At 51.7% G+C, this 20296-nt stretch carries 20 protein-coding genes and 2 tRNA genes; 10 read left to right on the top strand and 12 right to left on the bottom strand.

Features of this window, described 5'->3' with window-relative positions; translation table 11 throughout:
• The 4 genes from ELY25_RS03425 to ELY25_RS03410 all read right to left on the bottom strand — a co-directional run bounded on the left by ELY25_RS03425 (position 1) and on the right by ELY25_RS03410 (position 4171).
• Positions 1–1485 carry an NCS2 family permease gene (locus tag ELY25_RS03425; protein WP_126949889.1) on the bottom strand — a complete coding sequence of 495 codons (1485 nt, stop codon included), beginning with the start codon at positions 1483–1485 and terminating at the stop codon, positions 1–3.
• 222 nt (positions 1486–1707) lie between these two features.
• Positions 1708–2898, bottom strand: coding sequence for an amino acid aminotransferase (locus tag ELY25_RS03420; RefSeq protein ID WP_126949888.1), 1191 nt, complete (start codon positions 2896–2898; stop codon positions 1708–1710).
• Complete coding sequence (locus tag ELY25_RS03415; RefSeq protein WP_126949887.1) at positions 2899–3237, bottom strand: 4a-hydroxytetrahydrobiopterin dehydratase; 339 nt, start codon at positions 3235–3237, stop codon at positions 2899–2901.
• A 37-nt stretch (positions 3238–3274) separates the two neighbouring features.
• Positions 3275–4171, bottom strand: a complete 897-nt coding sequence (locus ELY25_RS03410; RefSeq protein ID WP_126949886.1) for a GGDEF domain-containing protein — start codon at positions 4169–4171, stop codon at positions 3275–3277.
• A gap of 295 nt (positions 4172–4466) precedes the next feature.
• Between ELY25_RS03410 and cobA the strand changes: the two genes are divergently transcribed.
• From cobA to dcd, 4 genes are all read left to right on the top strand, one after another.
• Positions 4467–5249: a uroporphyrinogen-III C-methyltransferase gene (gene cobA / locus ELY25_RS03405; RefSeq protein WP_126949885.1), complete on the top strand. Its 783-nt coding sequence runs from the start codon at positions 4467–4469 to the stop codon at positions 5247–5249.
• A gap of 153 nt (positions 5250–5402) precedes the next feature.
• A complete protein-coding gene (locus tag ELY25_RS03400) occupies positions 5403–6566 on the top strand; it encodes a coiled-coil domain-containing protein (protein ID WP_126949884.1) in 1164 nt (387 codons plus the stop codon).
• 148 nt (positions 6567–6714) lie between these two features.
• Positions 6715–7515: an iron-sulfur cluster carrier protein ApbC gene (gene apbC, locus ELY25_RS03395; protein WP_126949883.1), complete on the top strand. Its 801-nt coding sequence runs from the start codon at positions 6715–6717 to the stop codon at positions 7513–7515.
• A 9-nt stretch (positions 7516–7524) separates the two neighbouring features.
• A complete protein-coding gene (dcd, locus tag ELY25_RS03390) occupies positions 7525–8091 on the top strand; it encodes a dCTP deaminase (protein ID WP_106375323.1) in 567 nt (188 codons plus the stop codon).
• Positions 8092–8181: 90 nt separating this feature from the next.
• Here the strand turns inward: dcd and purN are convergent, their stop codons facing one another.
• Together purN and purM are read right to left on the bottom strand one after the other, a co-directional pair.
• Positions 8182–8922: a phosphoribosylglycinamide formyltransferase gene (purN, locus tag ELY25_RS03385; RefSeq protein ID WP_126949882.1), complete on the bottom strand. Its 741-nt coding sequence runs from the start codon at positions 8920–8922 to the stop codon at positions 8182–8184.
• A complete protein-coding gene (gene purM, locus ELY25_RS03380; RefSeq protein WP_126949881.1) occupies positions 8919–9986 on the bottom strand; it encodes a phosphoribosylformylglycinamidine cyclo-ligase in 1068 nt (355 codons plus the stop codon). Before purM ends, purN begins: the two co-directional genes overlap by 4 nt.
• A 198-nt stretch (positions 9987–10184) precedes the next feature.
• On the opposite strand from purM, the gene ELY25_RS03375 reads away from it, so the two are divergent.
• Positions 10185–11297 carry an AI-2E family transporter gene (locus tag ELY25_RS03375; protein WP_126949880.1) on the top strand — a complete coding sequence of 371 codons (1113 nt, stop codon included), beginning with the start codon at positions 10185–10187 and terminating at the stop codon, positions 11295–11297.
• Positions 11294–11998, top strand: a complete 705-nt coding sequence (gene hda, locus ELY25_RS03370; RefSeq protein ID WP_126949879.1) for a DnaA regulatory inactivator Hda — start codon at positions 11294–11296, stop codon at positions 11996–11998. Before ELY25_RS03375 ends, hda begins: the two co-directional genes overlap by 4 nt.
• Positions 11999–12063: 65 nt before the next feature.
• Here the strand turns inward: hda and ELY25_RS03365 are convergent, their stop codons facing one another.
• Positions 12064–12438: a phasin family protein gene (locus ELY25_RS03365; RefSeq protein WP_126949878.1), complete on the bottom strand. Its 375-nt coding sequence runs from the start codon at positions 12436–12438 to the stop codon at positions 12064–12066.
• 327 nt (positions 12439–12765) lie between these two features.
• Between ELY25_RS03365 and ELY25_RS03360 the strand changes: the two genes are divergently transcribed.
• A complete protein-coding gene (locus tag ELY25_RS03360; protein WP_126949877.1) occupies positions 12766–14142 on the top strand; it encodes a class II fumarate hydratase in 1377 nt (458 codons plus the stop codon).
• Between the two features lie 24 nt (positions 14143–14166).
• Here the strand turns inward: ELY25_RS03360 and ELY25_RS03355 are convergent, their stop codons facing one another.
• A complete protein-coding gene (locus ELY25_RS03355; protein WP_126949876.1) occupies positions 14167–15240 on the bottom strand; it encodes an endonuclease/exonuclease/phosphatase family protein in 1074 nt (357 codons plus the stop codon).
• A gap of 178 nt (positions 15241–15418) precedes the next feature.
• Between ELY25_RS03355 and ELY25_RS03350 the strand changes: the two genes are divergently transcribed.
• Together ELY25_RS03350 and ELY25_RS03345 are read left to right on the top strand one after the other, a co-directional pair.
• A tRNA-Val gene (locus ELY25_RS03350) sits at positions 15419–15495 on the top strand.
• Between the two features lie 19 nt (positions 15496–15514).
• Positions 15515–15591, top strand: a tRNA-Val gene (locus ELY25_RS03345).
• Positions 15592–16045: 454 nt separating this feature from the next.
• Here ELY25_RS03345 and ELY25_RS03340 read toward each other — a convergent pair.
• From ELY25_RS03340 to ELY25_RS03325, 4 genes are all read right to left on the bottom strand, one after another.
• A complete protein-coding gene (locus tag ELY25_RS03340; RefSeq protein ID WP_126949875.1) occupies positions 16046–16516 on the bottom strand; it encodes a GAF domain-containing protein in 471 nt (156 codons plus the stop codon).
• Positions 16517–16586: 70 nt separating this feature from the next.
• Complete coding sequence (locus ELY25_RS03335) at positions 16587–17378, bottom strand: MetQ/NlpA family ABC transporter substrate-binding protein (protein WP_126949874.1); 792 nt, start codon at positions 17376–17378, stop codon at positions 16587–16589.
• Positions 17379–17482: 104 nt separating this feature from the next.
• Positions 17483–18136 carry a methionine ABC transporter permease gene (locus ELY25_RS03330; protein ID WP_126949873.1) on the bottom strand — a complete coding sequence of 218 codons (654 nt, stop codon included), beginning with the start codon at positions 18134–18136 and terminating at the stop codon, positions 17483–17485.
• A complete protein-coding gene (locus tag ELY25_RS03325) occupies positions 18117–19160 on the bottom strand; it encodes a methionine ABC transporter ATP-binding protein (RefSeq protein WP_126949872.1) in 1044 nt (347 codons plus the stop codon). Before ELY25_RS03325 ends, ELY25_RS03330 begins: the two co-directional genes overlap by 20 nt.
• A gap of 476 nt (positions 19161–19636) precedes the next feature.
• On the opposite strand from ELY25_RS03325, the gene ELY25_RS03320 reads away from it, so the two are divergent.
• A complete protein-coding gene (locus tag ELY25_RS03320; protein WP_126949871.1) occupies positions 19637–20263 on the top strand; it encodes a riboflavin synthase subunit alpha in 627 nt (208 codons plus the stop codon).
• The last annotated feature ends 33 nt before the right edge of the window (positions 20264–20296 follow it).

Raw genomic sequence — 20296 nt, 5'->3', positions numbered from 1 at the left:
TTAGCGCTTGTGCGAGGCCTCCTGAAAAGAAAAATATATAAATAACAGGGCCATTGCCAAATAGCCCATTACAAATTCAGGCGCGGCATTGAAGGCAAGTTTTGGGGCATGCATCAGGCCAATAAACGAAAAGCCTGCCGCAATGGCTGCAAACGCCGCCGCCCGCCGAAACTGATGATCAATGACAGACACGGTCATTGCACCCAAAAGAATTGCCATGAACATAGCGCCTTGCCCCATCACCACAATGGCACTGGAAATGTCGCTGACAACCTCGCCTGCACCGCGGTTAAACCGGGTCATGATGTAGTTGGCGAAGTAAGGCAGCATGGCAAGCGCCACTGCTGGGTAATAGCGCGTGTCATTGGCTTGAAACGCAGTGGCAATCATCGACATGCCAACAAAAACCAGAATAGGCGCTACAACCGAAACCGGAATGATGGCGGCCAGAGCGGCAATTAAGCCGGTCATAGTGGCAATCGCATAAACTGCGCCGTTGAGAAGACTGTAGCCGCGGCCTGCACCCATCCATTTGGCGCCTACGGTGGCAATGTAGACGGTGGTAGGAAAAACGCCGCCAAACAGTGCACCTATCATCGTGCCAACGCCATCGACCGCCTGGCATTCGCGTACGTCATATTTGTCTCCGGCCGCCTCCATTGCTTCAACGTTGTTCATGGTTTCAATAGCGTTGTAAAGCGTGATGGGAAGAACCACGGTCAGTACTGCCAGCATGCCCGTAAATAACAGGCCAAGGCCTTCAAGCCAGGCCAGGTTGGGTAGCAGTGGGTAGAAACCCAGGTGGGTAAACGCATCACTGAAGCGCTCGCTTCCTGCATCGCCAATCAGGTAGGCCATTGCGGTGCCAATAACAATTGCAAACAATGACGTAGGCAGTTTAAAAGGCATGCTCACCCGCGCGACAAGCCCCACAATGATAATCGCCAATACTAAAAGGCCGATAACGGGCACTTCCAGCGTTTTAAACAGCATTTCGCCTGCTATGAACGTAAGCGCGACGCCTGCAACAGCACCCAGCATGGCCGCACGCGGCAGGTGATACTGAACCCAGCGGCCAATGACGCTGATAGCCGCTTCGATGGCGCCGCTAATAAAACAAGCCGCAACTGCGACTTTCCAGGCAAGCTCGACATCGCCGGTTAGTTGTTTGGCAGGCAGCAGCACGCCAAACAGGAATACAAACATGACCGGTGTTGAAATGCCGTACGAGAGGGCAGTGACATCGGTGCGGTTTTCCTTGCGTGCCAGCCTAGCTGCACTCCAGGCGTAGTAGAAGTTGCCTACCATTACCGCGATAGCCGCTCCCGGTAGCACCTGGCCATAGACAATGGAGGCGGGAAATCCCATGCCCAGCATGGTGATCGCAATAACAATAAAGTTAGCAATATTGTTCTGAAAAAGTGCGAAGAACGCGTCAGTATCTTCTTTTTTATACCAGGGATAGCGTGTAATGGCTGCCGCCATGGAAGGCCTCATCGAATAGGATGTTCACAACGCAATACTGATCGGCCGACCGCTAAGGTTCAGGTTTGACTGATCGGTCAGGTATTACATTGCATAGGACGCCGCACGGGCGCCCCAGGCTCTGGCGGCAAGCGAACAATTGTACACAACAATAAAACGGTTCCCAAGATACAAAAACGCCCAGGCATAGCCCGGGCGTTTTGGCATGCATAAAGCAAACGGTTAGTCGTTAACCGCCGCAATGGCTTTGGCAAGGTAAGGCAGGTTCTCATGTGAGAAACCCGCTACGTTAGCGCGGCCAGAACGAACCATGTAAATACCAAACTCATCACGCAGACGGTCCACCTGTTCAGGCGTAAGGCCTGTATAGGAGAACATGCCACGCTGTTCAGCAACGCACGCGTACTTCTGATCAAGCCCGTAAGGCTTTAAGGCATCGACGAAGTCACGACGCAGCGTATTAATGCGATCGCGCATTTCGGTCAGCTCTTCACGCCACATGGCCGTAAGCTCGGCATCGCCCAAGATTTCGCTGACAATGGCGCCACCGTGAGCCGGCGGGTTGGAATAGTTTTCACGCGCCACAATGGCGACCTGAGAGCGCACGTTCTCCATCTGCTCGACGTCTTTAGCGACCATGATAAGACAGCCTGTCCGCTCACAGTAAATGCCGAAGTTCTTGGAGCAGGAGCTGGTGATAATCACTTCATCCAGCTTTTCAGCCAGCAGGCGTACGCCGTAAGCGTCTTCGTCCAGACCTTCGCCGAAGCCCTGGTAAGCGAAGTCGACTAGCGGTAACAGCTTGCGCTCACGCAAAACACCCAGCACTTCTTGCCACTGCTCTTGAGAAAGATCAAACCCGGTCGGGTTGTGGCAGCACGCATGCAGTACTACCACATCACCTTCAGGAATCTTTTTCAGCGCGGCCAACATGCCAGAGAAATCAAGGCGGTTATCCGCGTCTACATAGGGGTATTTATGCAGCTCAATGCCGGCGGAGGTGAAAATACCGTGGTGGTTCGGCCAGGTAGGGTCACTTACCCAAATGCCTTTGCCGGGTAACTGGGCAGCAATGAAGTCTGCCGCCAAGCGTAAAGCGCCTGTACCACCAGGAGATTGAGTGGCGCTTGCGCGTTTGGCAGCCAATACCGGTGAGTCGCTCCCCAGTACCATGGGTAGTACGACATCACTGTAAGCCGGAGCGCCATGAGAACCAATGTAGGTTTTGGTGCTTTCATTCTTGAGCAGGCGAGCTTCGGCTTCCTTGACGGCGCGCATTACCGGCGTATTTCCCTTGGAATCGCGGTAAACACCTACGCCCAGGTCAACCTTTTGTGGATTGGTATCTTTTTTGAAAGCTTCTATCAGTCCGAGAATGGCATCTCCAGGGACTCGCTCTATATGCTCAAACATTTACTCAGCTACCTCGTCGGTTCTGGCGGCAAGAATGAAATCATTAAGGTGCAGGCCGTTAATTTGATGAGTCCACCACACTACAGTCGTTTTACCCCACTCAGTGGTAATAACGGGGTGGTGTCCAGCCTGCTCGGCTATTTCGCCAACGCGTTGCGTAAATGCCAGTGCGTTGGCAAAGTCACGAAACGAAAAACTTCGTGATAGCTTCATGATGCCATCGTGCTCGACAATCCGCCACTCTGGTAACTGCTCAAGATACGCTTGTCGCTCGCTCGCATTAACCGGCGGCGCATTTTTATGACACGGTTTACAAGCGCTATTAGCCAGTAGTGACATAGCCAACCCTCCTTGATCAGACAATTATCGGTACCTTTTACGTCAGAAGGCAAACACAGTCCCGGCCAACGTCCTTGGCGCTATAAAGAGCCTGGTCGGTACGTTCAATTAAATTCTGCAGCTGTTCACCGCACCGGTACTCTGTCACGCCAATACTAAGCGTAACTTCACCCGCACCTACGCTAAAATCGTGCTGTGAGACAGCTTCGCGTAATTGGTCAGCAAGTTGGTGGCATTGCTGAAGCGACGTTAATGGCAGCGCTACCATAAACTCTTCACCGCCCAAGCGGGCTACCATATCCTCGCGACGAACAAATGCTTTCATTTTAGTGGCTAGCTGTCTTAATACTTCATCGCCTTGTAAATGCCCCCAGCGGTCATTAATTAATTTAAAGTGATCAATATCGATCATCATGATGGATAAAGGAGTGCCATGGCGGGCACTCAATGACGCCAGATGAGTGAGGTGCTTCATCAGCTTGCGGCGATTGGGTAATCCGGTAAGGGCATCGGTATCGCTGAGCCGGCGCAACCGCTGCTCCTCGATAACCTGATCAGTGATATCCATCATCATACCGGTCCAGAGCACACCGTCAGAGGCAGGCGAAGGCTGGGCAGAGACCGCTATCCACTGTGACTTGGCATTGGGGGTTGGTAGTCTAAAGCGTGTAGTGAGCGGCAGCATCCAGCGCGCTGAGCGTTCAATCGCTGACATAACCTTGGGATATTCACTGCCGGTCAATGGCTCAAGTAGTACACCTGCGTCATGGGCTAGCTGATCGCGATCAATATGTTCCAATGCATCGCCACCACCTTCCAGGTAAAGAAATTTCATATGCCCATTGGATGAGCGATAAAATTGAAAAATGACCCCAGGTATAAGCGGGACAAGACTGTCAGCGCTTAGTGGTGTAGGCATGTCTATCCCGGACATACGCGAAGCTCCAAACGAACGTCAAAAATTGGTTGTAAAGACTAGCCTTGTTTACGTAACAGGGTTGTAAGCTATTGCTGACAAATTAACGTATTATTAATATTAAATTGACATAAGTTAATTCAGTATGGATATAACGCTAATTTTTATTATCTTTTGTTAAAGTATTATACATAAAGAGCGTTTTTTATTTGAGTAATTTTAGCGTCATTAATTAAGTTTGTTGTCTTTATTGTTAAATTAGTTTAAGGAGCCAAACCATGAAATACAGTGCAGAAACAAAGTGAGTAATAAAATGTTAGGAAAGGCGAGCGGTTTAGTCAGTTTAGTAGGCGCTGGACCTGGCGACGCCGAGCTATTAACGATCAAGGCTTATAACCGGTTACAGCAAGCTGATATCGTTCTTTATGATAGGCTGGTTAGTGCGGATGTGCTGGTTTTGATACCAAGCCGTGCGCAGAGATTTTATGTTGGCAAGTCCCGCTCATTGCATAGTGTCCCGCAGCCAGAAATTAGTCAAACGTTAGTAAAGTGGGCAAAAGAAGACAAGCAGGTGGTCAGGCTTAAAGGCGGTGACCCTTTCATATTTGGCCGTGGCGGCGAGGAGCTGGAAGCACTCATCGCCAATAATGTGGCGGTTGAAGTTGTACCGGGTATTACCGCTGCATCCGGCTGCGCGGCTTATGCTGGCATTCCCCTTACCCACCGAGATTATGCCCAGGCCGTTCATTTTGTCACTGGCCATTTAGCTGATGATGAATACGCACTTGATTGGGAGGGGCTTGCGCGGCCGGGGCAGACACTGGTTTTTTATATGGGGCTAAGCAGTGCTGAAACCATATGCCGCAAGCTGATAGCCTATGGCCTGGCGCCTGATACGCCTTTGGCAATTATCGAACAAGGCACAACCGGGGCGCAGCAAACCCATGTGGGGACGCTGAGCTCGCTTCCAGATGCGTTGATCGCGGGCCAGATCCAATCACCAGCGTTATTGATTGTAGGTCGCGTAGTGGCGCTGCATTCAAGGCTCACATGGTTTGAAGGTGCTCACCCGCCTGCATTAAGCCCGCAAAAATGATCTACCTTGTTGAGTAGAGCCAGCGTTAATACGTTGAATTCGCTAACGACTGGCGAGATGCCATTTGCTGTGTATGCTAATAATGAACGTTACAAAATGTACGCACAATTAACGCTGCTGATTTGGGTAGCCTAAGATAGAGAGGGACGCAGAATGTCAGAAGCAGACCGCCCGGAGCCTCAAGTTCCAGCAAATCGGTTGGATACAAAGACCCTGTTTAAGGATAACCGCGTCAGGGCAATAGCAGGCATCGCCGCTATCGCGGTTATCTGGGCCATCATGGCGCAATCCAATGCCAATACCCATAAAGACCGTATCGAGACGCTTGAGTCGCAGTTGGCAAGCATGGAGCAGGACAATCGCCGCTACAGTCGTCGCATTCAAGAGATTGATCAGGCCGAAACCAATCTGGCTGACATGCAGGCAGAAATAGCGTCCCTTGAAGAGCAGCGTAACGAAGCGATGGCTACGCTTGAAAGCGCGCAAAATGAGGTAACCTCAACCCAAACGCGTCTGGAAGAGCTGGAAGCTGAGCGTAGCTCACTTCAGCAAGAGGTGGATTCGCTAACCCAGGAGCTTGGAAACGCAGAAAGTGATATGCAATCGCTGCGCGATGAGCGGGATGAAATCGTCACTACGCGTGATGAAGCGCAATCCATGCTTCAACAGGTTGAAGACGCGCGTGAGAGTGCCGATGAAGCCCGTCGGGAGGCTGAAACTGCTCGTCAGCAAGCCGAAGAGCAGCGTCAGGAGGCCATTGATGCGTTAGGCAGCGCGGAAGAGGAGCTTGCTGATATTGAAGAACAGATTAGTCAGGCCAATGAAGAGTTGAGTGACCTGCAAGAGCAAATATCGTCAGCACAAAGCGAGCTGGATGAGTTAGAAAGTAATCGTGAATCGATTACTAGTGAGCGCGACGAGCTGCAAAACGAAGTCGATTCACTGGTAGAACTTCGTGAACAGGAAGACGAAAGCCTGATCCAGGTGCGTAGTGAAATGGACGACCTTATGGTAGCGCTGGATATTGGCCGTAACGAAGTAGCCAATGTCGAAAGCGATATCGAGGCACGTGAAGAGCAGCTTTCTCGTTTGGAAACCCAGCTTGGCGAGTGGCGCGAAGAGCTCTCCTCGCTTGACCAGCGCCTGGGCAGCGTGGATGACGCTGCCACCGACGAAGTGCCTACGCTCGCCGGTCAGGAAGAAGACACAGCCTCTGAAGGCGGCGTCTCGGGCGAGGCCGAATCCGGACAGGGTGAGGAGAGCCAGGAAGCGGCCAATGACGCTGACGGCAATCAGCAACAAAACAGCAGTCAATAATTCTATTACCTGATCTTTCAGGTAGCCGCACAAGCGGATGCTGGCTCTCCAGCATCCGCTTTCTGGTTTCTTGGTTTATGAAAGTGCGCTCAGCGAGTATCATCTCATTAAAGCAAACGATTCACCTATACATGAGGAGTGCGACTAAATGGACGGTGTTAAACATATTGTCGCAGTGGCATCGGGAAAAGGCGGCGTTGGCAAGTCGACGGTTACCGTCAATCTGGCGCTGGCGCTTTCTGCTTTGGGATACCGGGTGGGCGTGCTGGATGCCGATATTTATGGGCCGAGCCAGGCACAAATGCTTGGTGTTGAAGAAGGCGTGCGCCCACAGGCGACGGGCGACAACAAGTTCCTGCCGCTAGAGGCGCACGGCCTGCAGGCGATGTCGATGGCGTTCATGGTCAATACCCGTGAGGCGATGGTCTGGCGTGGGCCGATGGTTGTAGGCGCATTTCAGCAGATGCTGACTCAGACCCAATGGGACAATCTCGATTTTCTGCTGATTGACATGCCACCTGGTACCGGGGATATACAGCTTACCCTGGCACAAAAGGTGCCGGTTTCCGGAGCGGTGATTGTTACTACTCCTCAGGACATTGCCCTGCTGGATGCCCGCAAGGGCATCGAGATGTTCCGTAAAGTGAATGTTCCGGTGCTTGGGGTAGTCGAGAACATGAGCCTCTATCACTGTGAAAATTGTGGCCATGAAGCTGCCATTTTCGGTACGGGCGGTGGCGATCTTATTGCCGAAGAGTATCAGACGACGGTGTTGGGCCGACTGCCGTTGACCCTGTCGATTCGCGAGCTGGCGGACTCGGGAAAGCCAAGCGTCGTGTCAGAGCCTGACAGCTCGATAAGTCAGACGTTTGCAGAGATTGCCAGGCAGGTTGCCCAATCAGTGAGTGCCAGCGAAAGCGATGGCCCCACAATTTCTTTTAGTGAGTAAAAGTAACGCATGAGTATCAAATCTGATAAGTGGATTCGTCGCATGGCGCAAAGCGATGCCATGATCGAACCGTTTGAAGCCGAGCAGGTTCGCTATGTAAATGACCAGCGGGTCATTTCCTACGGCACCTCAAGCTACGGTTACGATGTGCGCTGCGCTGATGAATTCAAGGTGTTCACCAATATTCACTCGGCCATCGTCGATCCCAAGGCGTTTGATGCCAAGAGCTTCGTGGATATAAAAGGGGATGTGTGCATCATTCCCCCCAACTCATTTGCACTTGCAAGAACCGTTGAGTATTTTCGAATTCCTCGTAATGTACTGACGATCTGCCTCGGCAAATCTACCTATGCGCGCTGCGGTATTATCGTTAACGTCACGCCGCTTGAGCCGGAGTGGGAAGGGCATGTAACGCTTGAATTTTCAAACACGACCAATTTGCCCGCCAAGATTTATGCCCATGAAGGTGTTGCGCAAATGCTGTTTTTAGAATCTGATGAGGTGTGCGAAACCTCATATAAAGACCGGGGCGGTAAATACATGGGGCAGCGTGGTGTTACCTTGCCGCGTACTTAAATGCTCAACCGTGCTTAGATAACCTAAAAAGCCTTACGGTTTCCCGTAGGGCTTTTTAGTTGACGTTAACGATTGACCTAGGCTTGAGGGTTAATCTTCTTCAATGTTTTCATCCAGCTCTTCAGCGGCGTCTTCATGCGAAAGCCGCATGCCATGGGGAGGCAGGAGGTGACCATCCATTTTGGCGCCTTCGGCACTGTATTGAAGCCGTCCTTCGAGAAACCACTGTACGGCGATAGGGTAGATCAAGTGCTCGCGGGCATGAACCTTATCCTTGAGGGTGTCTTGGGTATCGTCGACACTGACCGCGAGTTCGGCTTGAAGCACTACCGGGCCCCCGTCCAGCTCTTCAGTGACAAAGTGTACGCTACAGCCGTGGCTGGTTACCTTATCCGTCAGAGCCCGCGCATGGGTATTAAGCCCTTGATAGGCGGGAAGCAGGGAAGGATGAATGTTAAGCATCCGGCCCAGAAAGCGTTGGACAAAGCGCGGCGTCAGAATGCGCATAAAGCCAGCCAGCACAATCAGATCGGGTTCGTGACGCTCAATAACCTTGATCAGGGCGCCGTCATACGCATCGCGGCTATCATATTCACGATGGGGTAGAGCAACCGCTTCGATACCCGCTTCGTGGGCACGTTTCAAGCCGTAAGCATCGGGCTCGTTGGAGATAACGGCCACAATCTCGCCGCCTAAACGATCATGAGACTGCGCGTCGATCAGCGCCTGAAGATTACTGCCACTGCCTGAAATCAGCACCACCACACGGCGAGCGCCAACAGGCTCTGGCGCCATATCGGTTATCGTATCGCTGTATTGGGTACCGCTCATGCTGATAGGTTCTCCAGCACGACCGCTTCATCCTGGCGCTTGATGATATGACCAATACGGTAGACCGTTTCACCCTGAGCCTGCAGATGCGCCATGGTTTGCTCAGCTTCTTCAGCAGGCACTACAACCACCATGCCGATCCCGCAATTGAGTACACGGTGCATTTCGGTCTCGTTAACATTACCCTGCGCCTGAAGCCAATCGAACACGGCTGGGCGCTGCCAGGTGTTGATATCGATATGGGCCGCCAGGTTGTCAGGCAGTACGCGGGGGATGTTCTCCAGCAGTCCGCCGCCTGTAATATGAGAGAGAGCATGAACGGAAAGCGAGGTACCACGCATCAGGGAGAGCAGAGATTTTACGTAGATACGCGTTGGTGCCATCAGCGCATCGCCAAGAGGGGCGTTATCCACCTGGGTATCCAAGGAGGCGTTGCTGACCTCGAGTATTTTGCGAATCAACGAGTAGCCGTTGGAGTGGGGGCCTGACGAGGCCAGCCCAAGCAGAACATCGCCTTCGCCTACTTTGCTGCCGTCTAGAATTTCAGACTTTTCCACGACGCCAACGCAAAATCCAGCAAGGTCGTAGTCGCTGCCTTCGTACATGCCCGGCATTTCGGCCGTTTCGCCACCTACCAGCGCGCAGCCAGCCAGCTCGCAACCTGCGCCGATGCCGGTCACAACGTCTGTGGCAATATCCACATCCAGCTTACCCGTGGCATAGTAGTCAAGAAACAACAGTGGCTCGGCGCCGGCAACAATCAGGTCATTGACGCACATGGCGACCAGGTCGATGCCTATGGTGTCATGTTTGCCAAGATCCATTGCCAGGCGCAGCTTGGTGCCCACCCCGTCGGTACCCGATACCAGAACCGGCTGCTTGTAGCCAGCGGGTAACTCGCATAGGGCGCCAAAGCCGCCTAGACCACCCATTACTTCAGGGCGAGTGGTGCGCTTGGCAACATGTTTGATGCGGTCAACTAGGGCGTTTCCGGCATCAATATCGACACCGGCGTCCTTATAGCTGAGTGAAGGGGTAGCCGGAGAAGTGGAAGTCTCGGTCATGACAGTTCCTGTGAAGCCTATAGCAGTACGGGTAGTGCTGGCGCATTGGCCAGTGCTGGGCAATAACTGCAGCGGATTGTAACACTCAGCGACGTGAGCCGCACCGCCGGTATGCAGGTAAGGTCTTTGTTAGGGTAACTTTTGTTATTATTCAGTGCGTAAACCGCGATTGATGGATCCAGGAAGGAGAGTCAGATAATGCGAAACACATGGTTGGGAGTTGTGCTGCTGGTGGTAGCGCTTGGTTTAATCTATCTGCTCAACTCAGTGCTTATGCCGTTTGTGGCCAGTATGGTGCTGGCATATCTGGCTGATCCGTTGACCAACTATTTTCAACGCCTGGGCATGAAGCGCCCGCTAGCCGTAAGTCTTGTATTTTTGGTATTGCTGATTGTGCTGAGTGCAAGCCTGCTGATCTTCATACCCCTGGTAGTACAGCAGATCAAGCAGTTGGGTGACGCCGTGCCCGGGATTTTCACTTGGGTGGAAACCGTTCTGGCACCCCAGGTTCAGGAGTGGACTGGCTACGATCTGCGTGCCGAAATTACCAACGTGCGTGAAGTGCTTGTGGAGAACTGGCGCGATGCAGGCAGCTACCTTGCCCAGGCGCTTGGGCATATCGGGCGCTCAGGGATGGCATTCATGACCTGGATCACCTATATCGCACTGATTCCCGTCGTGACCTTCTATCTGCTTCTCGACTGGAACCGGATGCTGAGTAACATTGCAAACCTAGTGCCGCGCCAATGGGCGGATGATACGTTTCGTCTGGCCAGACGTTGTGATGAAGTGCTGGCCTCGTTCTTAAGAGGACAATTACTGGTCATGTTAAGCCTGGGAATTATCTATGCCACTGGGCTAACGCTGATGGGACTCAATTTTGGTTTGCTCATCGGGTTTGTGTCCGGAGTCGTCAGCTTTGTGCCTTTTTTGGGCTTTATTGTGGGTATTGCAGTTGCGCTAATTGTCGCGCTATTTCAATTCGGTACGTGGTGGGCAGTGCTGGGTGTGATCGTGGTATTTAGTATCGGTCAGGCAGCGGAAAGTGTCATACTGCAGCCTAAACTCCTAGGCGATAAAATTGGTTTACACCCTGTGGCAGTTATTTTCGCAGTGTTAGCGGGTGGCAATATATTTGGGTTTACCGGCGTACTGCTAGCATTACCTGCGGCTGCCGTTTTCATGGTGCTTCTCCGGGAGCTGAACGATCGTTACAAGCAGAGCACGCTGTATAAATCTGAACAACGCTCATTAACGCCTTTAAACCACCATGATGGGCTAGGTCGTCACGACGAAAGGGAGTCATCATGAGCCGAATGCCGGCACAGTTGCCGTTAGGAGTGGGGTTGCGGGATGATGCAACCTTTAATAACTATTACGCTTCAGCGACAAATGCATCACTGGTCGAACATTTGACCCGGCAATTCCAGAGCAATTCGGAACCCTTTATCTATTTATGGGGGGCGCCAGGTAGTGGACGAAGCCATCTGCTTCAGGCGGCCTGCCATGCGGCTTCCGATGCCGACAAGCGTGCGCTATATCTACCCTTGACTGATCTTGGCCATTTTCCGCCCTTCATGCTTGAAGATATTGAGCGCCTGGACCTAGTGGCTATCGATGATCTTGAGTATGTCGTGGGGCGAAAACGGTGGGAGGAAGCGCTGTTTCATGCTTTCAATCGACTGCGTGATGCAGGAAAGCAATTGGTGATTGCCTCAAGTGCCGCGCCTCGCCAGCTTAACGTTGCACTGCCGGATCTTGCCTCGCGATTAACTTGGGGAGTGACCTTTCATCTACATCCCTTGAACGATGAAGATCGACTGGCCGCACTCAGATTGCGCGCGAATGTCAGAGGATTGCAGCTGCCAGATGATGTTGGGCGTTATATTCTGCACCGTGGCCCAAGGGAGTTGGGAGAGCTTTGCCGTGCTATTGAAACGCTTGACCAAGCATCGCTTTCGGCCAAGCGAAAGTTAACGATTCCCTTCGTCAAGTCTGCCTTACATTGGTAAGGCACGACCGCTGGGTAAACCTGCGAGCGTGCCTATGACCATACGATATTTATATAGTTAACAAGTTAAGCTGGCTGGCGCATTGTGCTGGCAGCCGTTTGAGCCTGCTTAACACTTTCCTGTGTTAGCTTCTGACTTTTCTGAAAGTAGTCCTGTTGAAGAGACACGACTTTATCGGCATCGCCCTTTGCACGCTCGGCCATCTGCTTAACAACCTGCTGTTGGCCTTCCATATAGCGGCGCAGTTCCTGAGGATCTTTTACAGAGGACAGCTGGCGCAGTTGCTGAATACCAGCATCTGTATAAGCCTGACTCGCTTCCATTTGCGCGTTCAGCATCTTTTCGGCGTAATCAATAGTCAGCGCTGCATAAGCACGTGCAGGGGCCATGAAAACGTTATCGAACTGCTGGTTCATTTCATTGGTATTGAAAGTGTTCATTTAAAACTCCTGAATCGCAACAAGGCGCTCGATAGTAAGCATCTAATAGCCACGTTTCACCGCCTTTAAGGTAATCACGTCGCTTACCGCTAATTTTGACTAGTCGGTATATCTGTATGGCAGCATAGCAGCCGTTTTTGTGCACCGCAACATACTTGATAAGAAGATATTTATAAGAGATAAAAAGGTATTTCAAATAGCAGACTACGTATTTATTTACCCGATCAATAAGAGCGACTAGCTTGAATAGCTGACATTACCGCGAATGGACTTGCCGATGTGATCATCTGTAAATAAGATTGATTGCTATTTAAAGGAGGTTGATAGATGGATACTCGGATTGAACGTGACAGCATGGGTGAGTTGAACGTACCTGCCAATGCGCTTTACGGCGCGCAAACACAGCGGGCGATCAATAACTTTCCTATCTCTTATACGCCTATGCCAGCCGCTTTTATTCATGCCGTGGCGCGTATTAAATTAGCCGCCGCCCGTGTCAATCAGCAGCTGGGGCTGCTTGATGATGCTAGAGCCCGCGCTATTCAAAAAGCCGCTCAAGAGGTGATTAACGGCGAACACGATGAACATTTTCCCATTGACGTGTTTCAAACGGGGTCAGGCACTTCAAGTAACATGAACGTCAATGAAGTGTTAGCTACGCTTGCGAGTCGTGAAGGGGTCGATGTAACGCCGAACGATCATGTCAATATGGGGCAATCAAGTAATGACGTCATTCCCACAGCGATCCATGTATCAGCCGCTATTGCGGTCAATGGGTCGCTACGCCCCGCTCTGGAGCATTTAAGAGCGTGTATTGACCAGCGGGCGGGTGAGCTTAAGCATGTGGTCAAGACCGGGCGCACACACCTGATGGATGCCATGCCGCTGCGCATGGACCAGGAGCTAGGCGCGTGGTCAAGCCAAATCGGCCAGGCGATTGAACGGTTGGATAGCGCCATGATCAGGCTATGCCGTTTAGCGCAGGGGGGGACTGCGGTAGGTACGGGGATCAATGCGCCTGAGGGGTTTGCCGAGCAGGTTGCTAAAGAGCTAAGCGAGCAGACAGGGTTGCCGTTTGCCCCTAACGACAGCTTTTTTGCTAACCTCTCCTCACAGGATGCGGCTGTGGAACTCTCTGGGCAGTTAAAAGGGCTGGCCTGCGTCGTCATGAAAATTGCCAATGACCTGCGCTGGATGAATTCAGGACCTCTGGCAGGGCTGGGTGAAATTGAGCTTGAAGCCCTGCAGCCGGGCAGCTCGATCATGCCGGGCAAGGTCAACCCGGTGATCCCTGAATCAGCAGCTCAAGCGGCGGCCCAGGTCATTGGCTTGGATACCGCCATTACGGTGGCCGGGCAAAGTGGTAATTTCCAGCTCAATGTCATGCTGCCACTGGTGGCGACCAATCTGCTTACCTCTATCACGCTGATGAGTAATACGTCGCGCCTACTTGCTGATCGAGCTATTGCCACGTTCAAGGTTCGTGAGGATAACCTGCAAGGCCCGCTCGCTCGGAACCCGATACTGGTGACCGCGCTCAATAGTGTCATTGGCTATAACGCAGCAGCAGCGGTCGCCAAGAAAGCGTACCAGGCCGGGCGCCCCATTATCGATGTGGCCGAGGAGGAGACTGATCTTGACCGCGAAACGTTGGAGCGCTTGCTTGATCCCTTGGTGCTGACTCAGGGCGGAGTGCCTGAGTAACAGGCAGGCTGAGAAACAGCCAGCTCAGGTTTCCTGTTTCTCAGTTTTACCCTGTTGAATAGTGTCCTTAGCTTCCTCGCGTTCTTCGCGATTGGCATCTGGCGTTTCCTGTTCGTCTTGACGTTCAGGGCAGTAGCAGAATGTGGCCACAATGGGAAAGTGGTCAGATCCAAAAGCTTCAAGCCGCTGCATATTGACTAGCGTGAAATGATTGGTAACGAAGATATGGTCAAGAGGCCAGCGCAGCAGAGGGTTCTTGGCGTGAAAGGTGCTAAACATGCCCCGACCACGCCGAGGATCCAGCATGCCGCTAACCCTGCAGAATAGCCGCGTAGTGATCGACCAAGCGACGTCGTTAAGGTCGCCTGCAACCAATGTCGGGAGAGGTTTCTCATGCACTTCCTGCCCGACCCATAGAAGCTCGGCATCACGCCATAATGATTTCTCGCTTTCTGCTGGGGCAGGAGGGCGAGGGTGAACGGCGTAAAGGCGAATGTGATCGCCGCTTTCAAGCGTCACCTGTGTATGAATGGAGGGAATATCATCCTGAATTAGCCATTTGACAGAGGTATTTTTCAGAGGCAAACGTGAATATAAGTGCATGCCGTAAAGATTGTCTAACGGCACCTTTGCGCTGTAACACCAGGTCTCATCAAGTTGAGGATCGAGCTGGTCCTGCCACCACTGATCCGACTCCAGGGTTAAGATGATATCCGGTTGGTGCTGATTGATCATGTTGATTAACCCGTCCGCTTGGCGATTGGACATTAAAACGTTAGCAATCAATAGCGTTATATGCTGATCTTTAGGCGCATCTTTATCCGCTTTGTTTACCTGAACGCGCCATAAGCGTGTCCAGGGCAGAATGTAACGGCATTGAAGGCCAACAGTAATTAGCGCCGAAACCCAGGTGATAGAAAGCCAAGTGCCTGAATCAAGCAATATAAGGCCTGCCAGAGCGCAAATAAGCGCAAGAATAGCCATTTGCACCCTTGGAAATTCAAAGCAGCGGATCCACCACCAGCGCAAGGGGATGCGCGCTACCAATGTGGCCACGAGCAGTATCAACGTCAAAGACGCAATTAAGGGGGGAAGCATTCTCTATCTCCCTACGGTAAGAGAATTTCAGAATTGTTTTTTCTAAGTTTCAAAAAGTTAAACTCTTTCTGTTAGGGGCGATTTTATCGGCATATAGAACGTAAATCTGTTATTGCGAAAGAAAAATGTTGCTTGCAATATGGTGATAACTAAGTAGAATACGCATCCGTTGCAAGACAGGACCATAGCTCAGTTGGTTAGAGCGCCACGTTGACATCGTGGAGGTCGGCGGTTCAAATCCGCCTGGTCCTACCATTATCGCAACCCTTTTTTCAGGACCATAGCTCAGTTGGTTAGAGCGCCACGTTGACATCGTGGAGGTCGGCGGTTCAAATCCGCCTGGTCCTACCAAATTAGCCCTGTGCTTAAGCACGGGGCTTTTTTAGTTGTTTGCCCATAAGCCTGGTTCTCCCATCCACAATTCCTTAACATGCCGTGTGTAATATCTGCACAAGAATTTTGTGTTGGATAGCGTGCTGGATTTTATAGGGTGTTGAACTAACCTGCTAACAAGCATACTTCAAGGATGGAAATATGTATCTTAACGTAATACCTAACTGGTTTACTTCACTGGGCAGTCGAATGGGCGTGCAAGCAGGCATACGGCCTGTTAGCAGTGATATCGAAAGCGCCGAGCTCGAGGACTATTTCAAAACAGCCCAAGAGCTAGGGCTCAGTCGTCAAAAGGCTGAGGAAATACTTAACCAAACGTTGCGCAAAGCGCGACGCGGGGCTGAGCTATCCATGAGTGATGTTATTTTTCGCGCTTTTTGTACCATTCATCTTCACACCTATCACTGAATGCTCAAACGCTGCGTGGCAGATCCGTCTGGCGTTGAAAGGTAGCTATCAGTGCTTCGATCCCTGCCTGGTCATCTGACGTGAAGCGTGCCGGTAGGGGGCTGTCTAAGTCCAGAACTCCCCATAGGTAGCCCTCAATAACGACGGGTATAACCAGCTCCGAGCGTGAGTCAGCATCACAGGCAATATGATCCGCTATGGCGTGTACATCATCGACTCGCTGAGTGCGCTGCTGGCGCGCTGCAGCGCCACAGACACCTTTACTGAACGGAATCGGGTGGCAGGCTGGCTTGCCTTGAAAAGGCCCCAATCCGAGCACTTCTGGCTGGCGTTGAAGATAAAATCCTGCCCAGTTTAAATCCGCAATTTCCTGTTTGATGAAGGCACAGGTTTGAGCGCTGTTGGTAAGCCAGTCACGGGTATCCAGTAATGCTTCCAGCTGGCGGTTCAATAGCGTGTAATCAGTAGATGGCATGGTGATCTCTTTCTGAACGCATCAGGCCAGCGCTAAGGCTGGCCTGAAGGTATTGCTGGTTTTAAATAGCTTATTCAGTCCAGCCCGGAACGGCGGCGCCTTTGAACAGCTCTTCTGCTTTAGCCGCGACTTCATCACGCTGGTATGCATCAACCAACTGGCGAATATCTTCACGGTCCTCGTCGCCGCCGCGTACGGCAATCAGGTTCACATAGGGCGATTCCGGACCTTCCTTGATGAGTGCATCGTCAAGTTCCAGGCCGGCAGGCTGTGCAAACGTATTGTTGATGAAAGCCATGTCTACATCAGGCAATACACGGGGCAGCTGGGCAGCCTCGATTTCACGGAAGCGGAAATTGCGCGGATTTTCAGCAATATCAATCGGCGTTGCTTCAAGATTTTCCGGATCGTTGAGCGTAATCAGGCCATGATTGTGCATTAGGATCAGCGCGCGTCCTTCGTTGGAAGGGTCGTTAGGCAGGGCGATTTGTGCGCCGTCAGGCAAATCTTCAATGCTTTCAAATTTTTCTGAGTAAGCGCCGATCGGATAAACAAAGGTATAACCTGCTACGGCAAGATCGTAACCGCGATCATTGACCATGGCGTTCAGGTAAGGCGCGTGCTGGTAGGCATTGGCGTCTAGACTGCCATCGGCCAGGGCTGCATTAGGTGTTACGTAATCGGTAAATTCAATGATTTCTACGTCGAGGTCGTACTCTTCCTTGGCAATGCGTGCAGCTACTTCCATTACCTCGGTTTCAGGACCTGCAACGGTACCCATTTTCAGTGTGCGAGCTTCAGCATTCGCAACGTTAACAGACAGTGCCAAAGCGGTAAGGCTACCGATGATAAGTTTTTGCATGAAAATCTCCTATTGCGTTATACCACTATGACCTAATAATGCTGGAATAAAAAAAATAAGTCTAATGTGTTTTTGTTATAAGGGCGCATGGGCCCTTACTATCCTTATTTGCGATCACTCTTGCGAACCAAGTAGTCGCCGAAGCTTTGAAAAGCTTGCACCATCACTACGAGAATAACGACGGTAATCAGCATGATAGTCGGATTGAAGCGGTTATACCCATAGCGGATGCCCAGGTCGCCCAAGCCGCCGCCGCCCACAGCACCCGCCATAGCGGAATAGCTGACAAGTGTTACCAGCGTAATGGTCAAACCCGTAATGATTCCACCTCTTGCTTCGGGAATGAGGACCTTGCAGATAATCTGCCAGGGTGTCGCGCCCATTGACTGGGCGGATTCAATCAAGCCAGGCGAAACTTCATTAAGCGCACCTTCTATCAAACGTGCCACAAAAGGAATAGCCGCAATGGTAAGAGGGACAGAGGCGGCGTTGATTCCAATTGAGGTACCGACCAGCATGCGGGTGAACGGAATGATCGCCACCATCAGGATAATAAAAGGAATCGAGCGGCCCACATTGGTAATAATCCCCAGGGTCCGGTTAAGCACCGGCTGAGCCAGAATCTGGCGCGGGCGCGTGGCATACAGCATCACGCCAAGTGGAAGCCCCAGCAGGGTCGAGATCACACCGGAAATCGCCACCATATAAAGCGTATCCAGCGTGGCCTGTAAAATAAGATTAAACAGTGCGCTGGACATGGCCAAGTACCTCTACGTGTAGCTGATGTGATTGAAGATAAGCCATGGCTTCCTGGGTCTGGGCCTCAGAGCCCAGCAGTTCGGCAATCATGAGCCCTAGGGTGCGATCCTGAATGGACTCCACCTTGGCTTGTAAAATACTGACGTCCACATTGCACTCTCGCGCTAAACGGGAAATAAGCGGGGTTGAGACGGCATCGCCTGAAAACGTCAGACGCACCACCGGGTGCGTATTCTCGCTCGATGTATCGCCCAACCGCTCGATTAGCTCTTTCGGTGGCGTGAGCTGAAGGAAGTCGTTAAGAAATTCACGCCCAAGCATTGTGGCAGGGGCGGTGAAAAAGTCACCCACTTCGGCGTCTTCCACCAGTTGGCCATTGGAAATCAGACTCACTCGATGGCAGATGGACTTGACCACTTCCATCTCGTGGGTAATCAGCAAAATGGTAATACCCAACTGGCGGTTGATATCGCGTAGCAGTTCAAGAATCGAGCCTGTGGTTTGCGGGTCAAGCGCAGAGGTCGCTTCATCGCACAATAAGACGTTGGGCTTGCTGGCAAGCGCACGAGCGATGGCAACGCGCTGCTTTTGACCCCCTGAAAGCTGGGCGGGATACTGCTTGGCTTTATCGGCTAGGCCGACCATCTCAAGCAGGGGTAAAACGCGGCTTTGAATGGCGCTGCGCTTTTCACCCATTAATTCAAGCGGGAGAGCGACGTTGTCGAACACGTTGCGTGTAGTAAGTAGGTTAAAGTGCTGAAAGATCATGCCAATGCGGTGGCGTGCCTGGTTCAGGGCGCTACGATTTAAGCGCATCATTTCCTGACCATCGACCGTTACGCTGCCTTGGGTGGGGCGCTCTAACAGGTTAACACAGCGAATCAAAGTTGATTTACCGGCGCCCGATAGGCCGATGACACCGTGAATAGTGCCTTTGGGCACGTGTAAATTGATATCCTTGAGGGCATGAACGGCGCTTTCGCCGCTGCCATAAGTTTTACTGACGTTACTAAGTTCAATCATGGCGTCTGCCTTAATAGGAGGCCTAAGAAGGAGTGCGAGGGAGCAGGCATAGGGAAGAAGAATAAAAAAAGGCCACCCTTACGGGTGGCCATCAACGCTGGACACACCCTTTTAGCTGCACTTCACCAAATCATTGATTTGGTGGACGCCCGCAATCTGGGTACAAATCGGCGTCATTACATGGGCCAAAAGTCTAAAGAGCGGCCTCATTTTTGTCAATTGAAACCGGTGTGTTTACGCCTGCAGTCATTGAAGAGGCAGTAAGCGGCTAATTTGAACCTTTGGGTTATGTATTCAGAACGGTTTTATTAATTGCTTCATAATATGCGAAGACGACTAAGCTGCTTCAAATTTGAAAGGCATATAGAAAGACATATTTGAAGGGCGCAACACACAAGGTATAAGCGTAAACTTGCGCCTTTAATCATTCGTGTTTGAATAGGCGCCTTTTAGGCCAGCTTATCAGGGGTTTTATTATGTTTACCGGGATCGTGCAGGGTACCGCTAAAGTCGTTGAGGTCCATGAACTTGAAGAGTTTCGAACCCATGTGGTGGCGTTACCACCTGCCATGCGCGAGGGGCTGGAAATAGGGGCCTCTGTCGCTCATAACGGTGTCTGCTTGACCGTAACGACCATTGACGGGGATAACGTCAGCTTCGATTTGATGCGTGAAACGCTGCGATTGACTAATCTTGGTGCAATCATGGTTGGAGAGCGCGTCAATATAGAGCGGGCCGCTCGGTTTGGCGATGAAATTGGCGGGCATTCAATGTCTGGTCACATTATTTGTATGGCCAAGGTCGTTGCTATCGAAGAAGCCCCTAACAATCGCAGGCTGTGGTTTTCCTTGCCTGACACCATTGGCCGCTTTGTCTTTGAAAAAGGGTATATCGGTGTCGACGGTATCAGCCTGACCGTTGGCGAGGTGCGCCGTGCTGCAGATGATAGCGGCATTGAATTTAGCGTTAACCTGATTCCAGAGACCCTGTCTCGCACTATTTTAAACGAGCGTGCGCCTGGCGATGACGTCAATATCGAGATTGACCCCCAGACTCAGGTAATTGTCGAAACGGTCGAGCGTGTATTGGCCAAGCGTTTATAAGTAGTCGGTTGCATGCCCGTTGACCGATTGGTT

The organism is Vreelandella populi (assembly GCF_003989825.1).
Classification (GTDB): domain Bacteria; phylum Pseudomonadota; class Gammaproteobacteria; order Pseudomonadales; family Halomonadaceae; genus Vreelandella; species Vreelandella populi.
Note: the sequence above shows the minus strand (reverse complement) of the source record. Positions and strands in the feature narration are given on the sequence as shown.